This is a genomic window from Acinetobacter haemolyticus CIP 64.3 = MTCC 9819, assembly GCF_000369065.1.
Lineage (GTDB): Bacteria > Pseudomonadota > Gammaproteobacteria > Pseudomonadales > Moraxellaceae > Acinetobacter > Acinetobacter haemolyticus.
Genome location: NZ_KB849807.1, coordinates 38,008 through 60,358 on the forward strand (window position 1 = coordinate 38,008; position 22,351 = coordinate 60,358).

The following is a 22,351-nucleotide window of genomic DNA, read 5'->3' on the forward strand; positions in this document are numbered from 1 at the left end:
AAAATAATGAAGGAGTTTTTAATGACTGCTCAATCTGTCATTCTTCCACTACCATCTGATCATGCCCGTTTTATTGTTTTGCGCTTAAAAGATTTAACTATTCTTGAATTAAAACAACAGATTGATGCTCTACTTTCAACTCGTGATCGCCTGATTAGCCAACATCCAAATGGTCAAATTAAAACAGCAATTGCCTTTGGTCCTGAACTTTGGGCAAAACTCTACGCAGAAACACCCGCAGGTTTTAAACAACTTAATCCTGAACAAGGGGCATTTAATATGCCTGTCGTGCCTGCGGATGTATTTATTCATATTGCCAGCGCCCGCGCGGATCTATGCTTTGCAATGAGCCAAGCCTTCTTTGCGGGTATACAAGATAAAGTTGAAGTGCTTGATGAGCGCGCTTGTTTCCGCCAATTTGATGGCCGTGATTTGACTGGCTTTATTGATGGCACGGAAAACCCACAATTCCCTGAAGACCGTGCAGAAGCAACCCTCATCCCAGATTCAGCAGGTGTATTTGCGGATGGTAGTTTTATTTTTGCACAACGCTATGTCCACGATTTAGCCAAATGGCACCAACTCAAAGTTGATGCACAAGAACATGTGATTGGGCGAACGAAACTCGAATCAATCGAACTTGATGACGATGTAAAGCCTGAAAATGCGCATGTTGCTCGTACTGTTGTCGAAGATGATGCGGGTGAAGAAATGGAAATTTTACGTCATAGCCTACCTTATGGTGATGGCAAGGGTGAACAAGGCCTATTCTTCGTCGCATATACCAACAACTTAAACATCATTGATGAAATGTTAAAACGCATGTTTGGTACCACTGGAGATGGTATCCATGATCGTCTATTACACTTCACCACTGCGGTAGATGGTGCTTATTATTTTGCACCTAGTGATGAACTGTTAGCTGAAATTCTAGAAGTCTGAATGACCAGATGCTATGTCAATGCAGTGACATAGCATCCTTTTTCTCATGTGATGAAATCCGAACAAAAAAAGATTTATAGGAATATCTTAAATCCTCACAAATCCCTCTCCCCTTAAAGCTGCAAAATTTGCTATATTTAGCGTTTTTCCGCGACATTTATTTCGGTAACTATGAATACGGCAATACAAGCAGCTCTCGATCATGCGGTACACACCCTGCAACAACAAGGCGTACTTCCTTCAGATTGGACCAACACGAGCCATTTAACCCGTACTAAAGACCGAAGTCACGGAGACTTTGCTTCGAATATTGCGATGATCGGCTCTAAAGCAGCAGGCATGAAGCCTAGTGATCTTGCTGAAAAGATATTGGCTGCACTCCCTGAGGTTGCAGACATCAGCAAAGCAGAAATTGCAGGTCCTGGTTTTATTAACTTTTTCTTAAACGCAGATCAACGTTTTGCTGTACTTGATCAGATTGAAGCGCAAAAAGATCAATATGGCCGTAGCCAAGTCAATGCAGCCAAGAAAATTCAGGTTGAATTCGTCTCTGCTAATCCAACATCAAGCTTACATGTCGGTCATGGACGTGGAGCTGCCTATGGCATGACTGTTGCGAACTTATTGGAAGCAACTGGAGCAAAAGTTGATCGCGAATACTATGTCAACGACGCTGGTCGTCAAATGGATATTTTGGCGACTTCAACCTATCTCCGTTATTTAGAATTGACGGGACAAACACTGGTTTTCCCTAAAAATGCCTATCAAGGCGACTATGTCAAAGAAATTGCACAAGAAATTATTAATAAAGATGGCAATGCCTATGTTCGTGCAGTAGCAAACATCTATAAAGATGTACCAGAAGACGTACAATACGCTGAAGCATTAGATGCTGAAGGCAATAAGGTTGTGCTATCTGGTGACAAAGAAAAACATATCGATGGACTAATTGCCAACTCACAACAACAATTAGGCGAAGGCTATCGCGTTTTCCATCAAGCAGCGTTACATGCCATTTTAGACGACATTAAAGATGACCTTGCTGATTTTGGTGTGACTTTTGATGAGTGGTTCAGTGAAGCATCTTTAACAGAAAAAATTGATGAAGCATTAGCAACACTTGATCAGCGTGGCTACCTCTATGAAAAAGAAGGTAATATCTGGTTTAAGTCGACTGAATTTGGCGATGAAAAAGATCGTGTTGTAAAACGTCGTAATGGTCAAACCACTTATTTTGCCTCGGACATTGCTTACCATTTGAATAAATTACAACGTGGTTATACCGACCTGATCGATATCTGGGGTTCTGACCACCACGGTTATATTTCACGTGTGAAAGCAGCGATTGATGCGATGGGTTATGACTCGAAGAAACTGACCGTACTTTTGGTTCAGTTCGTGAGTTTATGGCGCAGTGGTGAAATGGTACAAATGTCATCTCGTTCAGGCCAATTCGTAACTTTACGCGACTTGCGTAAGGAAGTTGGCAACGATGCTGCTCGTTTCTACTATGTCATGCGTAAATCTGAGCAACATATCGACTTTGATTTAGATCTTGCTGTTTCACAAAGCAAAGACAATACAGTGTATTACATTCAATATGCGCATGCGCGTGTAAACAGTATTGTGAACCGTGCTAAAGAGAAAGGCATTGCATTTGACGTTGCATCTGCACGCCAAGTTGTCAACTTATTAACATTGGATGCTGAAACAGAAATTTTAGCTAAATTAGCAGCTTACCCTGAAATTGTAATTCGTGCTGCGAATGTCTATGAACCACATCAAATTGGCAACTACTTAAAAGATCTTGCTGCGTTATTTCATGGATGGTATGCACAAGATGGCGTTAAATTTGTTGATGAAGCAAATATTCCACTATCTCAAGCGCGTTTATTACTTTCAATCAACGTGCAGCAAGTATTGCGTAATGGTTTAGAATTATTGGGTGTGTCCGCTCCTGAGGCAATGTAAGCAACACTCTTACGCAGCGTTGCTGCTCATGTCGCAAGACGGAGGGCTACGCCCGAAGTGTCACTCATAAATAAAATGGCACTTTGTAAAGCAAAATAATGACAAAACCTTGATTGATATCGGCCAAACAAAGCATTATTTTTAAAGATAATGCTTTGTTTCTTTCAAGATTCAAGTTACAAATAATATAAGCTCAATCAGGGAATCGCTTTTCTTAGCGCGTCATATTGTTTGAGTGGTTCTAGCCAATAACGCAATGCATGGCTGAATAAACAGCCCCTTAGGATTAAGAGGAATCTCCGGTGTTTGGAAAAACGCAACGTGGTGTATCTGAACGACCAAATAAACCCAAAAAACCACTGATTCCAAAGTGGTTGGGCATGCTTGTTGCAATTCTTGCAATCTTATGTGTAATCGTGATGCTGATGTTGTGGAAACCATGGCAGCCCGTTCCAGCTAAAAGTCAGATCACGTCTGAACATTATCAAGAAGAAAATACCAATAAAGACTACCGTTTTTACGACTTACTTCCACAACAGCAAGTCACTCCTATTCCTGAACAAGCTGTACCAGAAACCAAACAGCAAGGTAATGTCGTGATTATCGAGTCACCTCGAGTTGAAGCGACCACAACAGAGGAATCTGAGGGTGGTATCACTGCCAGTGAACAAACTCAACCTGCTGCACCGACCTATATTCTACAAGTTCGTAGCTATCCAGATCCTGACAGTGCAGATGCTCGTCGTGCAGAGATCATTCTGAATGGTTTATCTGCGGATGTGGTGAGAAGTGTTGAGAATGGTCAAACGTGGTATCGGGTCATTTCAGGTCCTTATGATAGTCAAGAAGCTGCTCTTGCCGCACAACAAACCTTGCAACACAGTGGGATTGATTCCATCGTCATTAAACGTTAATTCGATATACTCAACACAAAAAAGGAACGATGACTCGTTCCTTTTTTAATGGGTGTCTCTTAAACGCATTCAGAATCTAAACTTTTCTGCTCAGCGCGCTGAAAAGCAGCACGTTCCTGAACTCGTTGAACAAAAGCCTGTATATTTGGATATTTACCATGTAAACGCTTTTGTAATGCCATCAATGGAAATGCCATTTGAATATCTGCAAAAGAAAATGCTCCTGCAAAATAATCATGTTCTGCCAAATAATCTTCTAAATAAATAATATGCTCTTTGACACGAGGGCGAACGAAGCCTGCTTTGACACCATCCGTAATTTTGTTGGCAATTGGCCGAATTACCCAAGGAACGTGTTTACTCACACTATTCAATACTAAAGTCATCACCAACAAAGGCATCAAAGAACCTTCAGCATAATGCATCCAATACAGATATTGATGCTGATCTTCCATGTGTTGCGGTTTAAACTGTTGCTGCTCATCATAACGTTGTTGTAAATAATCCAAGATCACGGCAGATTCTACAATGACCTGTGCATCATCAACCAAAATCGGAGCCTTGCCTAGCGGATGAATTTGCTTAAGACTTTCAGGAGCGGTGTAGTTGGGCGACCTTTGGTAGTATTCAACTTGGTAATCGATACCAAGCTCCTCTAATGCCCACAGTATTCGAAATGAACGTGAGCATTGCAGATAATGTAAGGTAATCATTTTTATGCCTGCCATGTGCTACGCAACTGTTGTTTAAATCCCTCTCACAGTTGCGTTTAGAATTATATTTTGCCCAAGCACAATAGCATTATCATGTTAAAGAATCACCGTCTGTATGTCTAAACTGCGTAACAAAGTTTTAGTTACTGGTGTTTTACTACAGACATTGAGAAGTTTTTCTTTTAAATCTTGTGAAACAGGTTGGGCAAATATTACTCGACGTTCAATATGTTCCTGCTGTTCACGATTGGTATGAAAATCAACTTCAACTGAAAAATCACCGAGTTCTATCTCTTTATGTTTAGCATACATACGCAAAGTAATCATCGTGCACGATGCTAAGCTAGCCGTGAGAAAATCATACGGCGCTGGCCCAGTATCATGCCCACCAGCAGCTTCAGGTTTATCGGTCAAAAATTGATGTGTACCACTGCTTACTTCACCTTGCCACGGCGCAGTCAATGCCTGTACTTTTGCACTTGCAATCACACTCATTTCGAAGCCCTCATTTGATCTGGTAATGTAGGCGCCTCTAAGCGTTTACCTTGATAATCAGGAATCTCTCCAAAACGAGAATGATGATTAATCCAATCTTCACGTGCTTGTTTTAGATCTTCCATGGTACGTCCGACGAAATTCCACCAGAGCAAGATAGGCGACTCAAATGGCTCTCCACCAATTAACAGCACACGGTGACCTTGGGTTAACTCAACTTCTATTTCAGTTAATCCAGTTTCTAGAACCACCATATTGTCCGTGTTTAGCTCGTGTCCATTGACTCGGGCTGTACCTTCTAATGCCATAAAGGCATATTCAAATTTTGGATTGAGCGGAATTCGGGTTTTGGTATCGGTTTGTGCAGTTAAATCCACGCCAACCAAAGGTGTATGCACCTCAACAGGTGAAAGCGTATTTAGAAACTCACCGACCAACACTGTAAATTCAACTTGATCTTTAACCACAACAGGTAATTCTGGATAATGCTGAAAATTAGGCTCCATATTGCGCTTATCATCAGGCAAAGCAATCCATAGTTGCGCTGCATGCATCTTGGTTTCGATCTCTGGTGCAACCTCAGTATGAGAAATACCACGGCCAGCTGTCATTAAGTTGACCTGCTTAGGACGTATAAGTTGCTTAGAACCTAGACTATCAGTATGCATCATGGTGCCTTCAATCATCCATGTAAAAGTCTGCAAACCAATATGCGGATGTGGCCCGACATCTAAGCCATCGCCTGCGGGAAAGCTCACTGGGCCTGCGTGATCGAGAAAACACCAAGCTCCGACCAAGCGTTTTTGACGACTAGGCAACGCACGCTTAATCATGGTGCCCTTGCCTATTTCTGCAGATCGAATCGTAAATTCTTGAATAAATTGATTGATATAAGTTTCGCAGTCTTTTGAATCAGAAATATCATAGTCGTTATTATTGCTCATGATTTCGCTCTCTTTTACCTATGCTATTGCAATGAGTTGTTTTATTGATCTTAGCAATACAAACACGATTCAATATAGTCTTTTGGTAATACGCTGAGTACCATTCATGAGACAATCAAAATCTGTTTTCACGATCATTGGTGCAACAAATTTTTAAGGCTGTGGTGGGAGGTCCACAAACAAAGCCGTCAAACGCCGAACCAATGGCAGACACACCAATACCGTTGGGTATGCGATTGCCCAAGATAACATCCATGTCGCAAACCATTTTGAAACAAATTCGGGTATAAAACCTAAATTCATCGACAGATTTATAAACGATATGATTCCGCTCATTAAAGCTGATAATAAGAATGGTACAATCCAAACCGCATATTTGGCAGGTAGTTTTTTAAATTTCAATTTTCGCTTCTCAATACCATGTTAGTGAAGATCAAATCAACGCTTCACATTTAGCATGAAGTTTTTCATAAACAAACTGGTTTGGCATGCTGTTTTTAGTTTTTTTAGCATAGAAGTTTTTTATCTGAAGCAATAATAATATCAAAACAAGTGTTTAACCCCTATCTTACACCACTTCCACCTGCCCAACCTGATGATAAGCACGATTAAAATACACCAAACTTTGGTCATGCTGACTACGTTGAATCGCTACAATAGGACAAATAAAAATAGTATGCGTCCCGATTTCTTGGATTTGATCAATTTCGCAATCAAAACTTACCAAAGCATCATCCAAAACAGGAGCACCTGTTTCTAACTCGGTCCAGATACCATGTTTAAAGCGTTCTTCGGGCGCTAATTTAGACGAAAATACTTTAGAAATATGTTCATGATGTGCGCCTAAGACATTGACAGTTAAAATTTTATTTTCAACAAAGTGTACATGTGAACTCGATGATTTATTCATACAAACCAATAATGTCGGCGGCGTGTCCGTCACACTACATACTGCAGATGCAGTAAATCCATAACGACCTGATAAACCAGTAGTCGTCACAACGCTCACGGCACTGGTCAACAAAGACATCGCATTTCTAAAGTCTATTGATTCAATCATTATTCAGTTCCAGCAATTGAGCCATACGCTTATGTGCTTGGCTATATCATTCGACTTGATCAGATCAGCATTTAATTTACAGACATGCTGAGTAAAATGAGATCTGCTTTTCATCAAAATCATGATTGCCGATTTACTCAAATAAAATCGGCAATCCTATACACATTACTATTTCAGTATCTATCTTAAGCAGAAAGCTCTCTACGAATAATGTCAGCACCAGCACTTAAAGCATTGAGTTTGCCTCTTGCGACGTCACGTGCTAAAGGTGCCATACCGCAGTTGGTCGATGGATAGAGTTTGTCAGCATCCACAAATTGAAGTGCTTTACGTAAGGTATCGGCAACTTCTTCAGGTGTTTCAATTTGATTAGTTGCTACATCGATCGCGCCCACCATTACTTTTTTACCTCGAATCAGTTCAATCAGATCCATTGGTACACGAGAGTTATGGCATTCTAAGGAAACAATATCAATCTTGGATTTTTGCAGCTTAGGGAATGCTTCTTCATATTGACGCCATTCTGAACCCAAGGTCTTTTTCCAATCAGTATTGGCTTTGATCCCATAACCATAGCAAATATGCACGGCAGTTTCACATTTAAGACCTTCAAGTGCACGTTCTAGAGTCGCAACACCCCAATCATTCACTTCATCAAAGAAAACATTAAATGCGGGTTCATCGAACTGAATAATATCTACACCTGCGGCTTCTAACTCTCTCGCTTCTTGATTAAGAATTTTGGCAAATTCCCAAGCGAGTTTTTCACGGCTTTTGTAGTGACCATCATATAGTGTATCAATCATGGTCATTGGGCCTGGTAACGCCCATTTGATTGGTTGCTTAGTCTGTTGACGTAAGAACTTAGCATCTTCAACAAAAACAGGTTTTTGACGGCTTACAGCACCTACAACTGACGGCACACTCGCATCATAACGATCACGGATTCGAACGGTTTCACGTTTTTCAAAATCTACACCGTCAAGATGTTCAATAAATGTAGTTACGAAATGCTGACGGGTTTGTTCACCATCGCTAACGATGTCAATGCCTGCAAGTTGTTGCTCATGCAAGGACAAACGTAAGGCATCTTGTTTGCCGTGAATCAACTCTTCATCTTGCAACTTCCAAGGTGACCAAAGCTTTTCTGGTTCTGCAAGCCAAGATGGTTTTGGTAAGCTGCCAGCTGTTGAAGTCGGTAATAATATTTTCATCGTCAATCATCTTCTCAATATGAATAGTTAAACAGCAGCACAGTTTTGATCAGCGTAGTTCTTTGTCCACTGCTCAAGAATATTCTGATAGGGTTTGATGAACTGCTCTTCAACGAATTTGCCTTGTTCAATCGCCAATCGGCTACGCTCTTCTCGGTCATATACGATGCGAGTCAGTGAATAATCTTGATTCTTCAAACTCGGTTGATAAAACGTTCCTGCCACAGAGTTAGCGTTGTAAATCTCAGGACGATAAATCTTTTGGAAGCTTTCCATGGTACTAATTGTGCTGATCAACTCAAGGTTGGTGTAATCACTTAACACATCACCTGAGAAATAGAAAGCCAAAGGCGCAACGCTATTTGGCGGCATAAAGTAACGAACTTTTAAGCCCATTTTTTGGAAATACTCATCCGTTAAAGAGTATTCATCTTGCAGGTATTCGACACCCAAAACCGGATGTTGATTCTCGCTACGGCGATAAACTTTACTGCTCGAAACACTGAGGCAAATCACAGGCTGTTTTTTAAATTTTGCTTTGTAAGTATCAGAGTTAATAAAGCTCTTAAATAAGTTGCCGTGTAGATCACCAAAGTTTTCTGGTGTTTTAAATTCAGACTGATTTTTATTATGATCAAGCAATAACACACTAAAATCATAATCACGTACGTAAGAAGAAAAATTATTTCCGACAATGCCTTCAATGCGCTGATTGGTTTTTTTATCAACAATATTGGTTTTTAATATTTCAATCAAAGGCAATGCATTTGTATTGCTTTCAGCATCAATTTTCATTTCAACGGAAATAATTTCAAGTTCGACAGAATAGCGATCGCTATTTGGGTTATCCCAATGTGCCAAAGTATTGAAACGATTGTCGATCATTTTTAAAGTATTGCGTAAATTTTCTTGACGACTTTCGCCTCTAGCCAAATTCGCAAAGTTGGTGGTAATGCGAGTATTGTCCGAAGGGCGATAGTCTTCATCGAAACGAATACTCTTTATCGTAAATTTAAATTCTTTACTCATTGATCTGACACCCTAATTTCCGTGATAAATCTAATTTCTTTATGATGTGATTTATACCCGATTCACAACATGAATAAAAATGATTTAGTTTCATAGAAAAGTGAGTAGAATTCATCTTTGTGAATTTGTTATTTATTAACAATGGGTTGGGTGCAAGAAATATGAAAAAATCAATTCAGTTTTAGAAAAAGACATACTTAATTATTGAGGATTAGTTAATTAAACAATTACTCTCCAGCATTAGCTTCTTAAAGTAACAGCATATCCAAAGCAATCATGTGAAAAATAAATAATTATCTTAGAGCTTTTAGCAAATACTAGACTCTATAAAGAACATTAATAAATATTAAATTGATATGAATAGATTCATATCACCTTATTAAAAATTCAAAATGGCATTAAATCAAAATCATGATAATCTATATTGATCAATGTACATTAAATAAAAAACTTAATTAAAAGTATTTGGTTAGAGATAAAAAATGACTGCATATGCTATTGCTGTAATACATAAAACTCAATTTGATCCAGAGATAAAAGAATATTTGAATCTCATCGATGAAACGTTAGCACCATTCTCTGGTAAATACCTGATTCATGGTGGTCCCTATGTACCACTAGAAGGTACTTGGTCTAGTGATCTGGTTGTCATTGGATTCCCCTCAATGGAGCATGCTAAAGGTTGGTATGAATCGGAAGCTTATCAAGCAATTCGTCATCTTCGTACTAAACATTCTCAGGGGGAAGTACTATTAGTTCAAGGCGTACCAGCAGAACATAAAGCTTCCGACCTTCTCAATCGTTAGATCAGCCAAATACATACAAAAAAGCCCGAAATAATTCGGGCTAAGAGACTCGATTTTATGCTAAAAGTAAGTACTAGCTATAGGATCATTCCCATTCAATCGTCGCTGGTGGCTTAGATGACACGTCATAAACAACGCGTGAAACATCTTTGATTTCATTCATGATACGGGTTGAGATTTTATCAACTAAGTCATACGGTAAATGAGCAAAACGCGCTGTCATAAAGTCAACAGTCTCCACCGCACGAAGTGCAATCACCCATGCATAACGACGACCATCACCAACTACACCCACTGATTTGACAGGTTGGAATACAGCAAACGCTTGTGCAGTCTTGTCATACCAACCGCTTGCACGAAGCTCTTGCATAAAGATGTCATCTGCAAGACGAAGAATATCTGCATATTCTTTTTTCACTTCACCCAAGATACGCACGCCCAAACCTGGACCTGGGAATGGATGGCGATAAATCATGCTATGCGGTAAACCAAGTGTTGTACCCAATTTACGCACTTCATCTTTGAACAAGTCACGTAATGGTTCAACAAGATCAAAAGCTAAATCTTCTGGTAAACCACCCACGTTGTGGTGTGATTTGATGACGTGTGCTTTACCTTGTTTGCTTGCAGCAGATTCGATTACATCTGGGTAAATCGTACCTTGAGCCAAGAATTTCACACCATCTAACTTACGTGCTTCTTCAGCAAAAACTTCGATAAACTCACGACCAATGATTTTACGTTTTTTCTCAGGATCAACTTCACCCGCCAATGCCGTCAAGAAACGTTCTTCAGCATCTGCACGAATCACACGGATCCCCATGTTATCTGCGAACATCTGCATCACTTGATCACCTTCGTTTAGACGAAGCAAACCATTGTCTACAAATACACAAGTCAACTGGTCGCCAATCGCTTTATGCAATAGTGCAGCAACAACAGATGAGTCCACACCACCCGATAAACCTAATAAAACTTTTTCATTACCGATTTGCTCACGTAACTGTTCTACACGTAAATCGATAATGTGTTCAGGTGTCCAAAGACCACGACAACCACAGATTTGATGAACGAAGTTCGAAAGTAATTCTGCACCTTTCGCTGTATGCGTCACTTCTGGGTGGAATTGCACGCCGTAGAAACGACGTTTTTCATCGCTCACCGCAGCAAATGGGCAGCTTGGTGTACTTGCTGTTACTTGGAAACCTTCTGGAATCGCGCTGACTTTATCGCCATGGCTCATCCATACATGAAGTTGGTTCTCACGATCTTGTAATTTTCCGATTAATTGGTCACGCACCAAAATATCGACTTCTGCATAACCAAACTCATGTACTGTACCTGGCTCTACTTTTCCGCCAAGTTGTTCAGACATGGTTTGTAAACCATAGCAAATACCTAAAACAGGCACGCCTAATTCAAATACGATCTGCGGTGCACGTGGACTGCCTTCTTCATGCACACTCTCAGGGCCACCTGATAAAATAATCCCGTTTGGATTAAATGCACGAATGTCTTCTTCAGACATGTCATATGCGTACATTTCAGAATAGACACCTGCTTCACGTACTCGACGTGCAATGAGCTGGCTATATTGAGAGCCGAAATCCAAGATAAGGATACGATCTTCAGTAATTTGAGTATTGGTCGTCATGGCTAATCAGAATGGCAAATGAAATAAGCGCCATATTCTAACATTTTTCATGCTTTGGCGCATCGCAATTCATCATCTATCTGATTTTTTAGTTTCTATATGCAATCGCCACTGATATTTAAGTTAAAAATTTGCAAGGCAACCGATAAAAAGAGAGCCGAATCAACATTTCTAGTGAATTCTGCTCAACACAAAACAAAAATTGGTGCTAAGATGATGTGGCGAAAATTTGCATTACCACGGAAAGGTACTCAATTACCGCCATCGTTTCCTCCGATTTAATGGGTTTCGATGTCCTTGAGAAAAAGGAAAACTAAAGGGGACTGAAAGCCTAACTTTATTATTGGTGAATGACCAATACCCCAACCATATCACTATCATCCATGGCTTGCTTCTTCATGAGCAACAATTAGGACTTGAAGGACCAATAAAATAATGTTTCAAGAAATGATTGCGGATTTTCAACAGAATTTCTGGTTATATATTTCCATCCCATTTATCAGTGGTTTAATTGGCTATGTGACGAAAGTCGTTGCTGTTCAAATGATGTTTTCACCACTTGAATTTAAAGGCCTTAAACTATTTGGTTTACCCATTGGGTGGCAAGGGATTGTTCCACGCAAAGCTGAAAAAATGGCGACCACAGCCGTTGAGCTAATGACCTCAAAGCTGATCAAACCAGAAGAGATTTTTGCTCGGCTCGATCCAAAACGCATCGCACAAGAAATCGAAAAACCACTCATGGCAGCGGCAGAAGATATTACCCGTGAAGTTGCTCAACAGTATCAACCAGGTTTATGGGAAGGAATGCCAGAGTTTGCACGTCAAAAGCTCATTAAACGTGTACAAGCCAAAGCGCCTGAGATTGTTGAACATATTATGGGCGAAGTACAAAAAGATGTAGCCAAGTACTTCGATATTAAACACATGGTCGTCAACAACCTACTCAAAGATAAACGCTTACTCAACGAAATCTTTAAGAAAGTCGGCAAACAAGAGTTTAAATTCTTTAGCAATGTCGGCTTTATTTTTGGCTTCGGGATTGGTGTGATCCAAATGTTCTGCTGGGTTGTGACACAAGGACAATACCCTTGGATGTTGCCATTGTTTGGTGGATTCGTCGGTTTCTTTAGTGACTGGATCGCCTTACAAATGATGTTTAGACCTCTCCATCCAAAGAAGGTGATGGGCTTTACATGGCAAGGTTTATTCATTAAACGCCAAAATGAAGTTGCCGCCGATTATGCTGCCTTGATTTCTAAACAGTTACTTACCTCTCGTAACATGATGGAAGAGCTTTTCTCAGGTACGCATTCTGACAAAGTGATTGAATTGGTCAGCCGCCATGTAAAACAAGAAATTGACTTACAAGCGGGTGTAGTTCGCCCACTGGTGGTGTATGCAATTGGTGGTGAAAAATATCAAAACCTAAAAGCGGACGTTGCTGAACGTATTTTGCAACAACTACCAGAGACGATGCGTTATGTGGAATCCTATGCTGAAGATGCCATGAATGTTCGCAATACCTTGGTTGACCGCATGCAGAAGCTGAGCCCAGAAGAGTTTGAAGGCATGCTCCGCCCTGCCTTTAAAGAAGATGAGTGGGCACTGATTATCGTCGGTGCAGTACTTGGCTTTATGGTCGGTGAGATGCAAATTTTGTTTATGCTTTAAACTAAGCGCCCCATGAAAACAAAAAGGAAGCGAGTGCTTCCTTTTTGTTTTTTTAAGCTTAGTGATGATGTTTTTCGATCTTGATCACTTCTATATCAGTAGGTTTATAACGATGGGTATCAACTTCACCAACTAAACGAACATGATCACCGACCTTCAATCCAGCTTTACGCCAGATATCATCATCGACCTCGATGCTAATCGTTCCAGTACGATCTTTAAATTCGTAATGGTCACTGTGTAAATGTTTGGTAATTTGCCCAGTTAACGTAACACCAGTTTCATCAGATAATTGAGCAACCTGACTCACGGTCACAATATTTTGAGCAGCTTCCTGTATAAGTACATGATCATCCTTACCTGCCCAAGTTTGGCTCGTTAATGACAGTATCAATCCAAGCGTACATCCAGCGATGATTGTTCTCATTTTTACTTACCTTGTTTTTAAATCTGATCATAGCTAAACAAAAAAATAGCTGAATGTCGGCTTACATTTGTAATAATCGGTAAATTTAAATATTAAAGCCCCCTTAGTCACATTAACTAAGGGGGCAACAAATTAGTTTTCGATTTTATGATCTAAGCTCAAACGCCCAGCACCGTATAGCATCAGATAAAATAAACCACCAGCCATCGCTAAGTTTTTCATAAAGTTGATTTGCTGTGCCTGATCATCTGCGCCATGAAAGAGAAAAGCAGTCAAAATACTAAATACACCTAAACCAAAGGCAGCAAAACGTGCTTGGAAACCAAATAACAACGCCAAACCACCACCAAATTCAACAAGAATGGTCAACGGTAATAAGGCAGCAGGTACGCCCATCGCTTCCATATAACCTGCTGTCGCGCTATAAGCAGTAAGCTTGCCCCAACCAGCAACAATAAAAATATATGCCATGAGAATTCGCGCAATTAAAGTGACGATATTTTCAACGCCTGTTTGCGTTACGATATTTTTGACAACAACATTCGGATTAAACATAATTGATTCCACACTGTTTGTTTTTTAACATAACAACAGTGTATGTATGTTTTATTTTGCAATAAACATGATATTAGTTAATGCATCGTTCTATATTTGAAACAAAAATAAAATTATTGCGCCTGATCACGTCAACCCCTGTTACCAATTAATTTGCTTTTTATACTGACATTCCATCCCTGCACTGCTAGGATTTAGCTCAAATTTATAGCGTTAACATTTTCATGGAACTCATTGATTTTATTCTACACGTTGACCAACACCTACTCGAATTTATTAATAATTACGGCGTATGGATCTATGCCATTTTATTTTTAATTATCTTTGTCGAAACAGGCTTTGTGGTGATGCCATTTTTGCCTGGAGATAGCTTACTTTTCGCTGCGGGTGCATTAGCAGCATCAACGGGTGTGATGGATCCTTGGGTACTGGGTGTCTTATTATTTATTGCAGCTGTTTTGGGTGACACCGTTAATTATCATATTGGTCACTATATTGGTCCTAAAGTATTTGAAACCAATTCCAGATTTATTAACAAGCAACACCTCATGAAAACCCAACAATTTTTTGAACGTCATGGTGGCAAAACCATTATTTTCGCTCGCTTTGTGCCTTTCGCACGTACCTTCGCGCCATTTGTCGCAGGTGCAGGCAGTATGAATTATAGATATTTTCTGACATACAATGTGATTGGTGCGTTCTGTTGGATCTCCTCTTTTATCACGCTCGGATATTTATTTGGAAACATGCCGATCGTCAAAGATAATTTCACCTATTTAATTTTCGGTATCATTATTGTTAGTGTTTTGCCGGGTGTGATTGGCTTTGCTCGCCAAAAAATGAATCAACGTAAAGCATCCTCATGATGCCAAGCACTCGTTTGAATGGCTTAAAATACTCGAAACACCATAGGTAACATACAAATAATCAACAGCATTGCCGATCCTTTATATAAGTGATCGGCTTTAATTCCTGCGAAACTTCCAGTCAACAAAGCACGTCCAAACACCATCCAAAATATTGAAACAGGAATTAAAATCAAACTAAAGATGGTAAATACAATTGCCGCATTTTGAACAGAATTCCAAGCTTCCGCTGGAAAAATCCCTGCTGCTAGCAACACCGTTTTCGGATTTTTTAAGGTCGATACAAACAGTTGAGTAGGACGAATGTGTTGGTGGCGTTGATCATGTTTTTGTAGATGAGAGCTTTTCCAAAGATGAAATGCCATCCACAATACATATAATAAGCTGCCAATATGCAGCATCACATCAAAAGCAGGCCAAATCGGTTCAAATAGATGAATAAATAGTGCCCATAAACTGATGCCGTAAATATACCCTAACCATTCCACTGGGATAAAAACAAGCGTTTTGGGAACACCTTGTTGGTGGGTTGCACTGGCAAGCATAGCATTGGTTGGACCAGGGATAAGTAATACCGCCAGCATCGCCAAAACAAAAAACCAACTCTCAATCATAGATATACCGAACAGCCATACATGGGCGCCACGATAAACGAATTTAGGGCAGACAAACAAGCACTAAGAAATAAGCAATCAAGGCTGAAAGAGATAATAATGGATCATACAAACTACAAATATATGATTTTTATTATTTTTATTTGAAACATTTTGCTAATATTTAGTTTTATCGCCATAGTTAACTACAGCGATAAATCGATAGAAAATAATTAATTTGTGCGCTGCTTCACAATAATTGGACATCCCTTAAATTGTGCAGCTTGTACGATTGCATCTTGTTGACCCAGTACTTTCGCCAATTCAGTGTTCTTGGTATTCATGGACTGACCCATATTGACCGAAACAGAAGGACCAAAGCCCCAACCGCCTTTGCCCCAACCACCGCCAAGTCCAACGCCTACCCCAACACCTGTACGTTTTGGTGTTTGCACACCATTATCAATATAGTGTTGGATACGATTGTACTCCGCTTGTAGCTGTTGGCAGTTCAAAGCTTGATATTGGGTAGGCGAAACATAAGCGGGTTTAACCGTCGATGCACAAGCACCCAATAATAAACTGACAGCCAAAACTGGCATCCAATAGAAGCGTTTCATAATGTTCTCTTATTGCTTAGATTCAATCTCATTGAACAAAGTGACATAAGCAAGGGTCAATTTATGTTCAGCTGCGAGATGAACCAAAGGTAAATTCTTCTGATGTGATTCTTTCATCAATACAGATGGTGGCAACATACTTTCAAGTACAGGCAAACCATCATCCTTTAACTGTTGAACCACTTCGCGTGGTAATTTTGCTTGAGATTGATATTGATTGACAACAATCCCTTCAATCTCTAAGCGATCATTATGATCATCTTGCGTTTCGATCACATTTTCAATCAAAGTTTGTAACGCACGTTTAGAAAATACATCACAATCAAATGGAATCAGCACGCGATCGGCCGCAATCAATGCCGATAAAGTAAAGAAATTGAATGCCGGTGGAGTATCGATAAAAATACGATCATAACGCGCGCTCAGTGATTGAATCGAATCACGCAACTTATAGATTTTGTGTTTACTCTCTAGTGCATGTTCTAGTGCACCCAAGCTTGGGCTTGCAGGAATCACATCTAAATTTGCAAAGGATGTACGATGTACATAACTGTCTAAACCTTTGCCACGAGGTACTTTCAGGATTGAACCTAACGCATTGCCAATCAAGCTTTTTTGCTGGGTTGCACCCAAGATATCTTCAAAAAAGTTTTCAATATTTGGCTCTAGTGCCGCTTTATCCGCAGAATATGTTGCATCTTCACCCAAAAGGTATTGGCTGGAGTTTGCTTGTGGATCAAGATCAATCACCAAGGTTCTTAGCCCTTGTTTAGCGCTGATTGCAGCTAGATTGATTGTAATACTTGATTTCCCCACACCACCTTTTTGGTTAAATACCACACGCGTTAACATGATTTCCCTCTACAATATTTTTTGTAAACTGCACGCAGTTTAACCTAGAGCCAAAACAATTACTAAGACAATGTCCAACAATTACGCAAAAACAGGTTTGATCATGACTAAACCTAAAGTACCTATCAAAGCAACTGCACCGATGATAATACCTGCACGGCGTTGTACCAGTAAAATACTGTCGTCTTTACGAAAAGCTTTGATCAAGGATGAACATAACACGATGAATAAAATGACTTTGGCATAAAACCAAGGTTGCACATCAAAGTTTTTCATCACCAATAAGATCACTCCTGTAATCAAAATCACGGTCAAGGATAAATGCTGCATCGCCACTAAGCTTTTCCGCGCGGTAGGATTCGGTTGTTCATTTTTAACACCGACAAATAATGTTGCGGCACGTGCAACAAAAGCAATGATTAACAGACTCACTGCCGACATATGAATAATTTTGGTAAGTAAATGTGCGTCCATGATCAATCCTTATTGTTTAGGTGCATGTGCACATTCTGGGCTTGCAGGTGCTTGTCCTTGCCACTCACTTGGTACATAGGCATGAATTGCGAGTGCATGTATTTTTCCAGGACTCATTAATTCTGCAGCAACTGCATAAATTTTCTGATGACGTTGAACTAAACGTAATCCTTGAAATGCTTCACTCACCACAATCACTTTAAAGTGGGACTCTTTCCCTGGAAAATACCCTCCATGCCCAGCCGACTCATTGATCACCTCAAGATGACTTGGGGCAAAGCTTTGTAAGCGTTCAATCAATTGTTGTTCTAAGTTCATCATTCACTCTATTAAGGTCAAATCGAGATTGCTCATTAGTATACATCACCCATAGATTGGTTAAACTTTTGTGCAAAATTTTGCTTTTTTCTATTTTTGACCACGAAAATGCTTTTATTTTATGCAATTAAGCCAATTCTCTGCATAAAGTTGTTGACCCTTATTTTGCTTAATGTATTATAGCTGGCACGCGGGAATAGCTCAGTTGGTAGAGCATAACCTTGCCAAGGTTGGGGTCGCGAGTTCGAGTCTCGTTTCCCGCTCCAGATTGGTTTTTTTAAGTGTAAGTTTTCGTAAAAACTGCTCAATATGCGGGAATAGCTCAGTTGGTAGAGCATAACCTTGCCAAGGTTGGGGTCGCGAGTTCGAGTCTCGTTTCCCGCTCCAAATTTAAAAGGCCCTAGTCGAAAGATTAGGGCTTTTTTCTTGTTGATTTTATTATACTTTTGAAAATTCCGCCTTCCTTTGTGATTCAATTCAATAAAAAATATCCTTAATGTAATTTGTATTTTGTGACCAAGATGTGACCATGGCGTGCCCACGACAATAAAAATGGTCTTAATTGATCTCAAATGCTCTTATTCCATCTCTACTTTTTAGCCCCCTCAGAGCTTTTTTGGGTGTAAAAAACACATAACTCTTTTCAAAGCACAGTGTTTTTTACCAATCGTTCAATAATTTGTGACCATTTCACTTTTTGATGTGACCATTTGTGACCAAACTAGTCATTATCATTTTGATTATTATCAATTTTCTTAAAAATCAATAAATCACCCACTCCCACATCTAATGCAATACAAATTTTATCAATGGTTTCAAAATCAATCCGTACAGATTCATCATTATAAAGTTTGTGCAAAGTAGATTTATTAATTCCAGTACTTCTTACCAAATCAGCAACCTTAAGTTTCCTTTCTGCTAATAAAACTGCCAAGTTTGAAATAATCATAAAATTTCCTACTTAAATCATAAAAAGTACTTGCAACAACATAAAAATATGATAATTTATGTCTTAGGAATAATTTTTCCTAGTTACCTAGTAAAAAATATGAGGCTCTATTATGTCATATACCTATCTCACAGCCCAGCAACTGGCTGAAAAAATCCAGTACGACGCTCGTACCATTCGCAACCAGCTGAAGGACAGTGTCTTTATTGAAGGTGTTCACTACATCCGTCCTTTTGGTGGCCGCAAAATTCTTTTTGTTTGGGAACGTATTGAAACTGAAATGCTTAAATTCACTGGTTTAAGCATGGATGCTTTGCAATAAGGCTTAGGAGGTTTAACTGATGGCTACCATCCGGGAACGAAGTGGCAAACTGATTGCCGATTTTCGCTACATGGGCATTCGTTGCAGAGAAACAACTAGTCTTGAAGACAATGCCTATAATCGTCGTATTTTGAAAAAACGTCTCGAGCAGCTGGAGGCGGAAATTACTTTGGGAACTTTTGAATACGAAAAGTACTTTCCAAAAAGTAACCGTGTTGAGGAGTTTAAGGAAAAAAGAAGTAAGCAAATTGCTGTACAGACCAAAGTTCCTCTTTTTAAAGAGTTTACTGAATTGTGGTTAAAGCAGAAACAAGTTGAATGGAGAACCTCATACCAGCAAAAGGTTTCAATTGTGATCAAAAACTATTTGATTCCTGCTTTTGGTAATCAGGTTCTCTCGAAAATCAAGAAGTCAGACTTGCTGAACTTCCGTGCCTCTCTCGCCAAAGTGACTCACGGAAAAAATCAGACAAGTCTGAAAGCATCGAGAATCAATCAAATCATGACGCCTTTACGTATGATACTCAATGATGCGGCTGAACGATACGAGTTTGAGTCGCCTTATAAAAATATTAACAATCTGAAGGAAAGCAAGATTGAAGTCACACCTTTTTCTCTGGAAGAGGTGCATAAAATTCTTACCACAGTGCGTGAAGACTTCCGCCCCTATTACACCATTCGCTTTTTTACGGGTATGCGTACCAGTGAAATCGATGGTCTGCAATGGAAAAATATCGACTTACAGCGTCGTGAAATCCATATCAGAGAAGCGTTAGTGAATGGTGTGCTTGGCGGAACCAAAACTTATGGTTCTGACCGCACGATCCAGATGAATGACCGCGTTTACCAAGCCTTTATGCAACAGAAAAGCTTAAATAATGGTAAATCAGAGTTTGTTTTCTGCAATCGTGATGGTGGACCTCTCGATTACCGTCTGGTGAATAAACGTGTCTGGCATCCGATCTTGCGCTTTCTAGGATTGAAGTCTAGAAGAGCCTACCAAACACGTCATACAGCAGCAACTCTATGGCTGTCAGCAGGAGAAAATCCGGAATGGATCGCACGTCAATTGGGACATTCAACGACTGAAATGCTATTCCGGGTCTATAGCCGTTACATCCCCAATGTCACGCGCCGCGATGGCAGTGCATTTGAAGCCATGCTGGAAAAACTAAATACAGAGGAGCTTGCACATGAACAGTAAAGCTTTCTTTGGTGGTGTGGTCGTCAGCCCTGAAGCAGATATGGTCGCTCGTGAATTAATCCATGAGCTACACATTCCCAAACTGCACAATCTGGCCTTTTTGCTGGAAATCAATAAATGCTTCGATGATCACCAAGCATTAAGACTCTGGCTACAGCGAATGCTGGATGAAGGGCAAGCTCATTACGATGACTTGGCTCAACAGGCCCGTCTCCGCTTAATGAGTCTCGCTCACTCATAAAACGAACATAAAAGGTCATCAAATCGATGACCTTAGCCCCTTTATACCTATAAAAAGGTGAACATATGAATAAAGATATTTCAATTTGGATGCCACTCTATATTGGCGACCTACAGGCGAAATTTGCACGAATGACAGCAGAACAAATTGGTGCGGCACTGCTGTTAATGATGGATTTCTGGAAAAATGGTGCCATTCCTCATGATTTAGCAACAGTATGCAGCATCACGAAATTACCGCAGCACACCAAGGCTAAAACTTTGTTAAATACGCTGATGGCCCTAGAATTGTTTGAAGTCGAGTCTGAGCAGATTCATTCAAATTTCTTAAGCAGTTTAAAAAGCCAAGCATTGCAAAATCAGCAAATGAAATCTGATAAAGCTAAAAATGCAGCTCAAGCACGTTGGGGGAAATCCGCTAGTAATGCTCAAGCATCAACCAAGCAACGAAAAGTAAATGCTCAAGCAGCTCCTGAGAAGAGCTCGAGTATTACTCAAGCCATGCTTGAATCATGCCCTTCATCTTCATCTTCATCTTCATCTTCATCTTCATCTTCAAATTTTGAAGAAAAAAATGAGAGTTTTTTAGAAAATTCAAAGTAGATTTAGGAGATTAGTCATGAATACCATGCTTAAAACACTCCAGTTTCGCGCAGAAACAACGGAAACACTTTGCGCTACCCATCATATACCCCTGATGGAAATTGCTGGTCACAGGCTCTGTAAATTATGTGCGAAAGAAACCGTCCACCACTCAAATGCAACCTATGAGGATGAACTGCAACAACGATTGCTACAACAGAAAATCAAAAACTCGGGGCTGAATAAACGCTACCTAGATCGTGGCTTCAAGAATTATGTAGTTGCATGCCCTGCTCAAGACAATGCCATCAAACTATGTCAGGCTTTTGCACAGCAGATTATTTCTGGTCAGAATCCGAACATGTTGATGATTGGTACACCGGGTACAGGTAAAACCCATCTGAGCGCATCAATTATTCGCAACATTCTGCATAACAGTACAAAATCTGCACGCTACTATACCAGTGCAGAAATTGCTCAAAAAATGATGGACACCTGGTCAGATGCTTCACGCTCTGAAAAGGAAGTTATCGAGCATTTCTCCAGTTTTGATTTATTAGTGATTGATGAATATGGCTTGCATGACCGGCATGAAAAACGCCTAGAGATGGTACATAAGGTTCTATATAGCCGTTATGACAATATGAAATCTACCCTGCTGATTTCCAATTTCACAGTCCAAAATATGCAGCGGGATTTAGGTGTCCGATTGTGGTCACGGTTGCATGAGAACCATTTGATTGTAGTGCCGTGTTATTGGGATGACCGACGAATAAGCGGATAATCGTAACTCTCTCTTAAGCCAATTATCTCACTGAAATAATTGGCTTTCTCTAACGATTCCAAACGTTCAATCAAATAGACAATGCCATCCCATCTAAGACTTGTTACAGTGTTCTTATTAGTTTTTACAAAAAATTCAAACCAAAATTA

Annotated in this window: 27 protein-coding genes and 2 tRNA genes; 13 read left to right on the forward strand and 16 right to left on the reverse strand. The window is 39.9% G+C overall.

Going from position 1 to position 22,351, the window contains the following annotated elements:
• Window positions 1-21: 21 nt before the first annotated feature.
• The 3 genes from F927_RS12940 to F927_RS12950 all read left to right on the forward strand — a co-directional run bounded on the left by F927_RS12940 (window position 22) and on the right by F927_RS12950 (window position 3,827).
• Window positions 22-942 (forward strand): Dyp-type peroxidase, encoded by a 921-nt coding sequence (locus F927_RS12940; RefSeq protein ID WP_005085695.1) that lies wholly within the window; start codon window positions 22-24, stop codon window positions 940-942.
• A gap of 171 nt (window positions 943-1,113) precedes the next feature.
• The gene (gene argS, locus F927_RS12945) at window positions 1,114-2,913 is read left to right on the forward strand and encodes an arginine--tRNA ligase (protein WP_005085698.1); all 1,800 of its coding nucleotides are present in this window, start codon (window positions 1,114-1,116) and stop codon (window positions 2,911-2,913) included.
• Between the two features lie 302 nt (window positions 2,914-3,215).
• Window positions 3,216-3,827: an SPOR domain-containing protein gene (locus tag F927_RS12950; RefSeq protein WP_004637470.1), complete on the forward strand. Its 612-nt coding sequence runs from the start codon at window positions 3,216-3,218 to the stop codon at window positions 3,825-3,827.
• 59 nt (window positions 3,828-3,886) lie between these two features.
• Here the strand turns inward: F927_RS12950 and F927_RS12955 are convergent, their stop codons facing one another.
• From F927_RS12955 to F927_RS12980, 7 genes are all read right to left on the reverse strand, one after another.
• Window positions 3,887-4,540 carry a glutathione S-transferase family protein gene (locus tag F927_RS12955; protein ID WP_005085700.1) on the reverse strand — a complete coding sequence of 218 codons (654 nt, stop codon included), beginning with the start codon at window positions 4,538-4,540 and terminating at the stop codon, window positions 3,887-3,889.
• A 96-nt stretch (window positions 4,541-4,636) separates the two neighbouring features.
• On the reverse strand, window positions 4,637-5,035 hold the full coding sequence (locus F927_RS12960) for an OsmC family protein (RefSeq protein ID WP_005085702.1): 399 nt from the start codon (window positions 5,033-5,035) through the stop codon (window positions 4,637-4,639).
• Window positions 5,032-5,979, reverse strand: coding sequence for a pirin family protein (locus tag F927_RS12965; protein WP_005085704.1), 948 nt, complete (start codon window positions 5,977-5,979; stop codon window positions 5,032-5,034). Before F927_RS12965 ends, F927_RS12960 begins: the two co-directional genes overlap by 4 nt.
• Before the next feature lie 153 nt (window positions 5,980-6,132).
• Entirely contained in the window at window positions 6,133-6,381 is a 249-nt protein-coding gene (locus F927_RS16920) for a DUF2798 domain-containing protein (protein WP_227553584.1), read from the reverse strand.
• Window positions 6,382-6,547: 166 nt separating this feature from the next.
• Window positions 6,548-7,039 (reverse strand): flavin reductase, encoded by a 492-nt coding sequence (locus tag F927_RS12970; RefSeq protein WP_005085705.1) that lies wholly within the window; start codon window positions 7,037-7,039, stop codon window positions 6,548-6,550.
• A 185-nt stretch (window positions 7,040-7,224) separates the two neighbouring features.
• Window positions 7,225-8,253 carry a methionine synthase gene (locus F927_RS12975; RefSeq protein ID WP_004637464.1) on the reverse strand — a complete coding sequence of 343 codons (1,029 nt, stop codon included), beginning with the start codon at window positions 8,251-8,253 and terminating at the stop codon, window positions 7,225-7,227.
• A gap of 27 nt (window positions 8,254-8,280) precedes the next feature.
• The gene (locus F927_RS12980) at window positions 8,281-9,282 is read right to left on the reverse strand and encodes a DUF1852 domain-containing protein (RefSeq protein WP_005085707.1); all 1,002 of its coding nucleotides are present in this window, start codon (window positions 9,280-9,282) and stop codon (window positions 8,281-8,283) included.
• A gap of 482 nt (window positions 9,283-9,764) precedes the next feature.
• Between F927_RS12980 and F927_RS12985 the strand changes: the two genes are divergently transcribed.
• Complete coding sequence (locus tag F927_RS12985; RefSeq protein WP_005085709.1) at window positions 9,765-10,088, forward strand: DUF1330 domain-containing protein; 324 nt, start codon at window positions 9,765-9,767, stop codon at window positions 10,086-10,088.
• A gap of 85 nt (window positions 10,089-10,173) precedes the next feature.
• Here F927_RS12985 and guaA read toward each other — a convergent pair whose 3' ends face one another.
• Window positions 10,174-11,742, reverse strand: coding sequence for a glutamine-hydrolyzing GMP synthase (guaA, locus tag F927_RS12990; RefSeq protein WP_004637461.1), 1,569 nt, complete (start codon window positions 11,740-11,742; stop codon window positions 10,174-10,176).
• Between the two features lie 447 nt (window positions 11,743-12,189).
• On the opposite strand from guaA, the gene F927_RS12995 reads away from it, so the two are divergent.
• Window positions 12,190-13,416, forward strand: a complete 1,227-nt coding sequence (locus tag F927_RS12995; protein WP_171055760.1) for a DUF445 family protein — start codon at window positions 12,190-12,192, stop codon at window positions 13,414-13,416.
• Window positions 13,417-13,474: 58 nt separating this feature from the next.
• On the opposite strand, the gene F927_RS13000 is transcribed toward F927_RS12995, so the two are convergent.
• Both F927_RS13000 and F927_RS13005 read right to left on the reverse strand, forming a co-directional pair.
• Entirely contained in the window at window positions 13,475-13,843 is a 369-nt protein-coding gene (locus F927_RS13000) for a NirD/YgiW/YdeI family stress tolerance protein (protein ID WP_005085711.1), read from the reverse strand.
• Window positions 13,844-13,975: 132 nt separating this feature from the next.
• Entirely contained in the window at window positions 13,976-14,398 is a 423-nt protein-coding gene (locus F927_RS13005; RefSeq protein ID WP_004637457.1) for a DoxX family protein, read from the reverse strand.
• Between the two features lie 224 nt (window positions 14,399-14,622).
• Here F927_RS13005 and F927_RS13010 point away from each other — a divergent pair, with 224 nt between their 5' ends.
• Window positions 14,623-15,264: a DedA family protein gene (locus F927_RS13010; protein ID WP_004637456.1), complete on the forward strand. Its 642-nt coding sequence runs from the start codon at window positions 14,623-14,625 to the stop codon at window positions 15,262-15,264.
• A gap of 23 nt (window positions 15,265-15,287) precedes the next feature.
• Here the strand turns inward: F927_RS13010 and F927_RS13015 are convergent, their stop codons facing one another.
• The 5 genes from F927_RS13015 to F927_RS13035 form a co-directional block, all read right to left on the reverse strand.
• The gene (locus F927_RS13015) at window positions 15,288-15,878 is read right to left on the reverse strand and encodes a LysE family translocator (RefSeq protein ID WP_005085714.1); all 591 of its coding nucleotides are present in this window, start codon (window positions 15,876-15,878) and stop codon (window positions 15,288-15,290) included.
• Between the two features lie 212 nt (window positions 15,879-16,090).
• Window positions 16,091-16,477 (reverse strand): hypothetical protein, encoded by a 387-nt coding sequence (locus F927_RS13020; RefSeq protein ID WP_004637453.1) that lies wholly within the window; start codon window positions 16,475-16,477, stop codon window positions 16,091-16,093.
• A 9-nt stretch (window positions 16,478-16,486) separates the two neighbouring features.
• Window positions 16,487-17,329, reverse strand: coding sequence for a ParA family protein (locus F927_RS13025; RefSeq protein ID WP_004637452.1), 843 nt, complete (start codon window positions 17,327-17,329; stop codon window positions 16,487-16,489).
• A gap of 81 nt (window positions 17,330-17,410) precedes the next feature.
• Window positions 17,411-17,803, reverse strand: coding sequence for a SirB2 family protein (locus F927_RS13030; protein WP_004637451.1), 393 nt, complete (start codon window positions 17,801-17,803; stop codon window positions 17,411-17,413).
• Window positions 17,804-17,812: 9 nt separating this feature from the next.
• Entirely contained in the window at window positions 17,813-18,121 is a 309-nt protein-coding gene (locus tag F927_RS13035) for a BolA family protein (RefSeq protein ID WP_005085717.1), read from the reverse strand.
• A gap of 190 nt (window positions 18,122-18,311) precedes the next feature.
• Here F927_RS13035 and F927_RS13040 point away from each other — a divergent pair.
• Together F927_RS13040 and F927_RS13045 are read left to right on the forward strand one after the other, a co-directional pair.
• Window positions 18,312-18,387: transfer RNA gene (locus F927_RS13040), tRNA-Gly, on the forward strand.
• A 45-nt stretch (window positions 18,388-18,432) separates the two neighbouring features.
• A tRNA-Gly gene (locus tag F927_RS13045) sits at window positions 18,433-18,508 on the forward strand.
• A gap of 334 nt (window positions 18,509-18,842) precedes the next feature.
• Here F927_RS13045 and F927_RS13050 read toward each other — a convergent pair.
• Window positions 18,843-19,070 (reverse strand): helix-turn-helix domain-containing protein, encoded by a 228-nt coding sequence (locus tag F927_RS13050; protein ID WP_000587224.1) that lies wholly within the window; start codon window positions 19,068-19,070, stop codon window positions 18,843-18,845.
• Window positions 19,071-19,182: 112 nt separating this feature from the next.
• Here F927_RS13050 and F927_RS13055 point away from each other — a divergent pair, with 112 nt between their 5' ends.
• From F927_RS13055 to F927_RS13075, 5 genes are all read left to right on the forward strand, one after another.
• Window positions 19,183-19,392, forward strand: coding sequence for a hypothetical protein (locus F927_RS13055; protein WP_000122748.1), 210 nt, complete (start codon window positions 19,183-19,185; stop codon window positions 19,390-19,392).
• Window positions 19,393-19,411: 19 nt separating this feature from the next.
• Window positions 19,412-20,596 carry a site-specific integrase gene (locus F927_RS13060; RefSeq protein ID WP_005085719.1) on the forward strand — a complete coding sequence of 395 codons (1,185 nt, stop codon included), beginning with the start codon at window positions 19,412-19,414 and terminating at the stop codon, window positions 20,594-20,596.
• On the forward strand, window positions 20,586-20,837 hold the full coding sequence (locus F927_RS13065) for a hypothetical protein (protein WP_001084945.1): 252 nt from the start codon (window positions 20,586-20,588) through the stop codon (window positions 20,835-20,837). Before F927_RS13060 ends, F927_RS13065 begins: the two co-directional genes overlap by 11 nt.
• 65 nt (window positions 20,838-20,902) lie before the next feature.
• Window positions 20,903-21,439, forward strand: coding sequence for a DUF1376 domain-containing protein (locus F927_RS13070; protein WP_005085721.1), 537 nt, complete (start codon window positions 20,903-20,905; stop codon window positions 21,437-21,439).
• 16 nt (window positions 21,440-21,455) lie between these two features.
• Window positions 21,456-22,202 (forward strand): ATP-binding protein, encoded by a 747-nt coding sequence (locus F927_RS13075; RefSeq protein ID WP_005085723.1) that lies wholly within the window; start codon window positions 21,456-21,458, stop codon window positions 22,200-22,202.
• The last annotated feature ends 149 nt before the right edge of the window (window positions 22,203-22,351 follow it).

What these genes read in the sequence shown, in the direction of transcription:
- F927_RS13015 (WP_005085714.1), bottom strand. Translation starts at nt 15,878, where the DNA reads ATGATTGAGAGTTGGTTTTTTGTTTTGGCGATGCTGGCGGTATTACTT.
- F927_RS13065 (WP_001084945.1), top strand. Translation starts at nt 20,586, where the DNA reads ATGAACAGTAAAGCTTTCTTTGGTGGTGTGGTCGTCAGCCCTGAAGCA.
- F927_RS13030 (WP_004637451.1), bottom strand. Translation starts at nt 17,803, where the DNA reads ATGGACGCACATTTACTTACCAAAATTATTCATATGTCGGCAGTGAGT.
- F927_RS13075 (WP_005085723.1), top strand. Translation starts at nt 21,456, where the DNA reads ATGAATACCATGCTTAAAACACTCCAGTTTCGCGCAGAAACAACGGAA.
- F927_RS12980 (WP_005085707.1), bottom strand. Translation starts at nt 9,282, where the DNA reads ATGAGTAAAGAATTTAAATTTACGATAAAGAGTATTCGTTTCGATGAA.
- F927_RS12960 (WP_005085702.1), bottom strand. Translation starts at nt 5,035, where the DNA reads ATGAGTGTGATTGCAAGTGCAAAAGTACAGGCATTGACTGCGCCGTGG.
- F927_RS13060 (WP_005085719.1), top strand. Translation starts at nt 19,412, where the DNA reads ATGGCTACCATCCGGGAACGAAGTGGCAAACTGATTGCCGATTTTCGC.
- F927_RS13000 (WP_005085711.1), bottom strand. Translation starts at nt 13,843, where the DNA reads ATGAGAACAATCATCGCTGGATGTACGCTTGGATTGATACTGTCATTA.
- F927_RS12965 (WP_005085704.1), bottom strand. Translation starts at nt 5,979, where the DNA reads ATGAGCAATAATAACGACTATGATATTTCTGATTCAAAAGACTGCGAA.
- F927_RS13025 (WP_004637452.1), bottom strand. Translation starts at nt 17,329, where the DNA reads ATGTTAACGCGTGTGGTATTTAACCAAAAAGGTGGTGTGGGGAAATCA.
- F927_RS13005 (WP_004637457.1), bottom strand. Translation starts at nt 14,398, where the DNA reads ATGTTTAATCCGAATGTTGTTGTCAAAAATATCGTAACGCAAACAGGC.
- F927_RS13010 (WP_004637456.1), top strand. Translation starts at nt 14,623, where the DNA reads ATGGAACTCATTGATTTTATTCTACACGTTGACCAACACCTACTCGAA.
- F927_RS13020 (WP_004637453.1), bottom strand. Translation starts at nt 16,477, where the DNA reads ATGAAACGCTTCTATTGGATGCCAGTTTTGGCTGTCAGTTTATTATTG.
- F927_RS13035 (WP_005085717.1), bottom strand. Translation starts at nt 18,121, where the DNA reads ATGAACTTAGAACAACAATTGATTGAACGCTTACAAAGCTTTGCCCCA.
- F927_RS12940 (WP_005085695.1), top strand. Translation starts at nt 22, where the DNA reads ATGACTGCTCAATCTGTCATTCTTCCACTACCATCTGATCATGCCCGT.
- F927_RS12995 (WP_171055760.1), top strand. Translation starts at nt 12,190, where the DNA reads ATGATTGCGGATTTTCAACAGAATTTCTGGTTATATATTTCCATCCCA.
- argS (WP_005085698.1), top strand. Translation starts at nt 1,114, where the DNA reads ATGAATACGGCAATACAAGCAGCTCTCGATCATGCGGTACACACCCTG.
- F927_RS13070 (WP_005085721.1), top strand. Translation starts at nt 20,903, where the DNA reads ATGAATAAAGATATTTCAATTTGGATGCCACTCTATATTGGCGACCTA.
- F927_RS12975 (WP_004637464.1), bottom strand. Translation starts at nt 8,253, where the DNA reads ATGAAAATATTATTACCGACTTCAACAGCTGGCAGCTTACCAAAACCA.
- F927_RS12985 (WP_005085709.1), top strand. Translation starts at nt 9,765, where the DNA reads ATGACTGCATATGCTATTGCTGTAATACATAAAACTCAATTTGATCCA.
- F927_RS13055 (WP_000122748.1), top strand. Translation starts at nt 19,183, where the DNA reads ATGTCATATACCTATCTCACAGCCCAGCAACTGGCTGAAAAAATCCAG.
- F927_RS12970 (WP_005085705.1), bottom strand. Translation starts at nt 7,039, where the DNA reads ATGATTGAATCAATAGACTTTAGAAATGCGATGTCTTTGTTGACCAGT.
- guaA (WP_004637461.1), bottom strand. Translation starts at nt 11,742, where the DNA reads ATGACGACCAATACTCAAATTACTGAAGATCGTATCCTTATCTTGGAT.
- F927_RS13050 (WP_000587224.1), bottom strand. Translation starts at nt 19,070, where the DNA reads ATGATTATTTCAAACTTGGCAGTTTTATTAGCAGAAAGGAAACTTAAG.
- F927_RS12955 (WP_005085700.1), bottom strand. Translation starts at nt 4,540, where the DNA reads ATGATTACCTTACATTATCTGCAATGCTCACGTTCATTTCGAATACTG.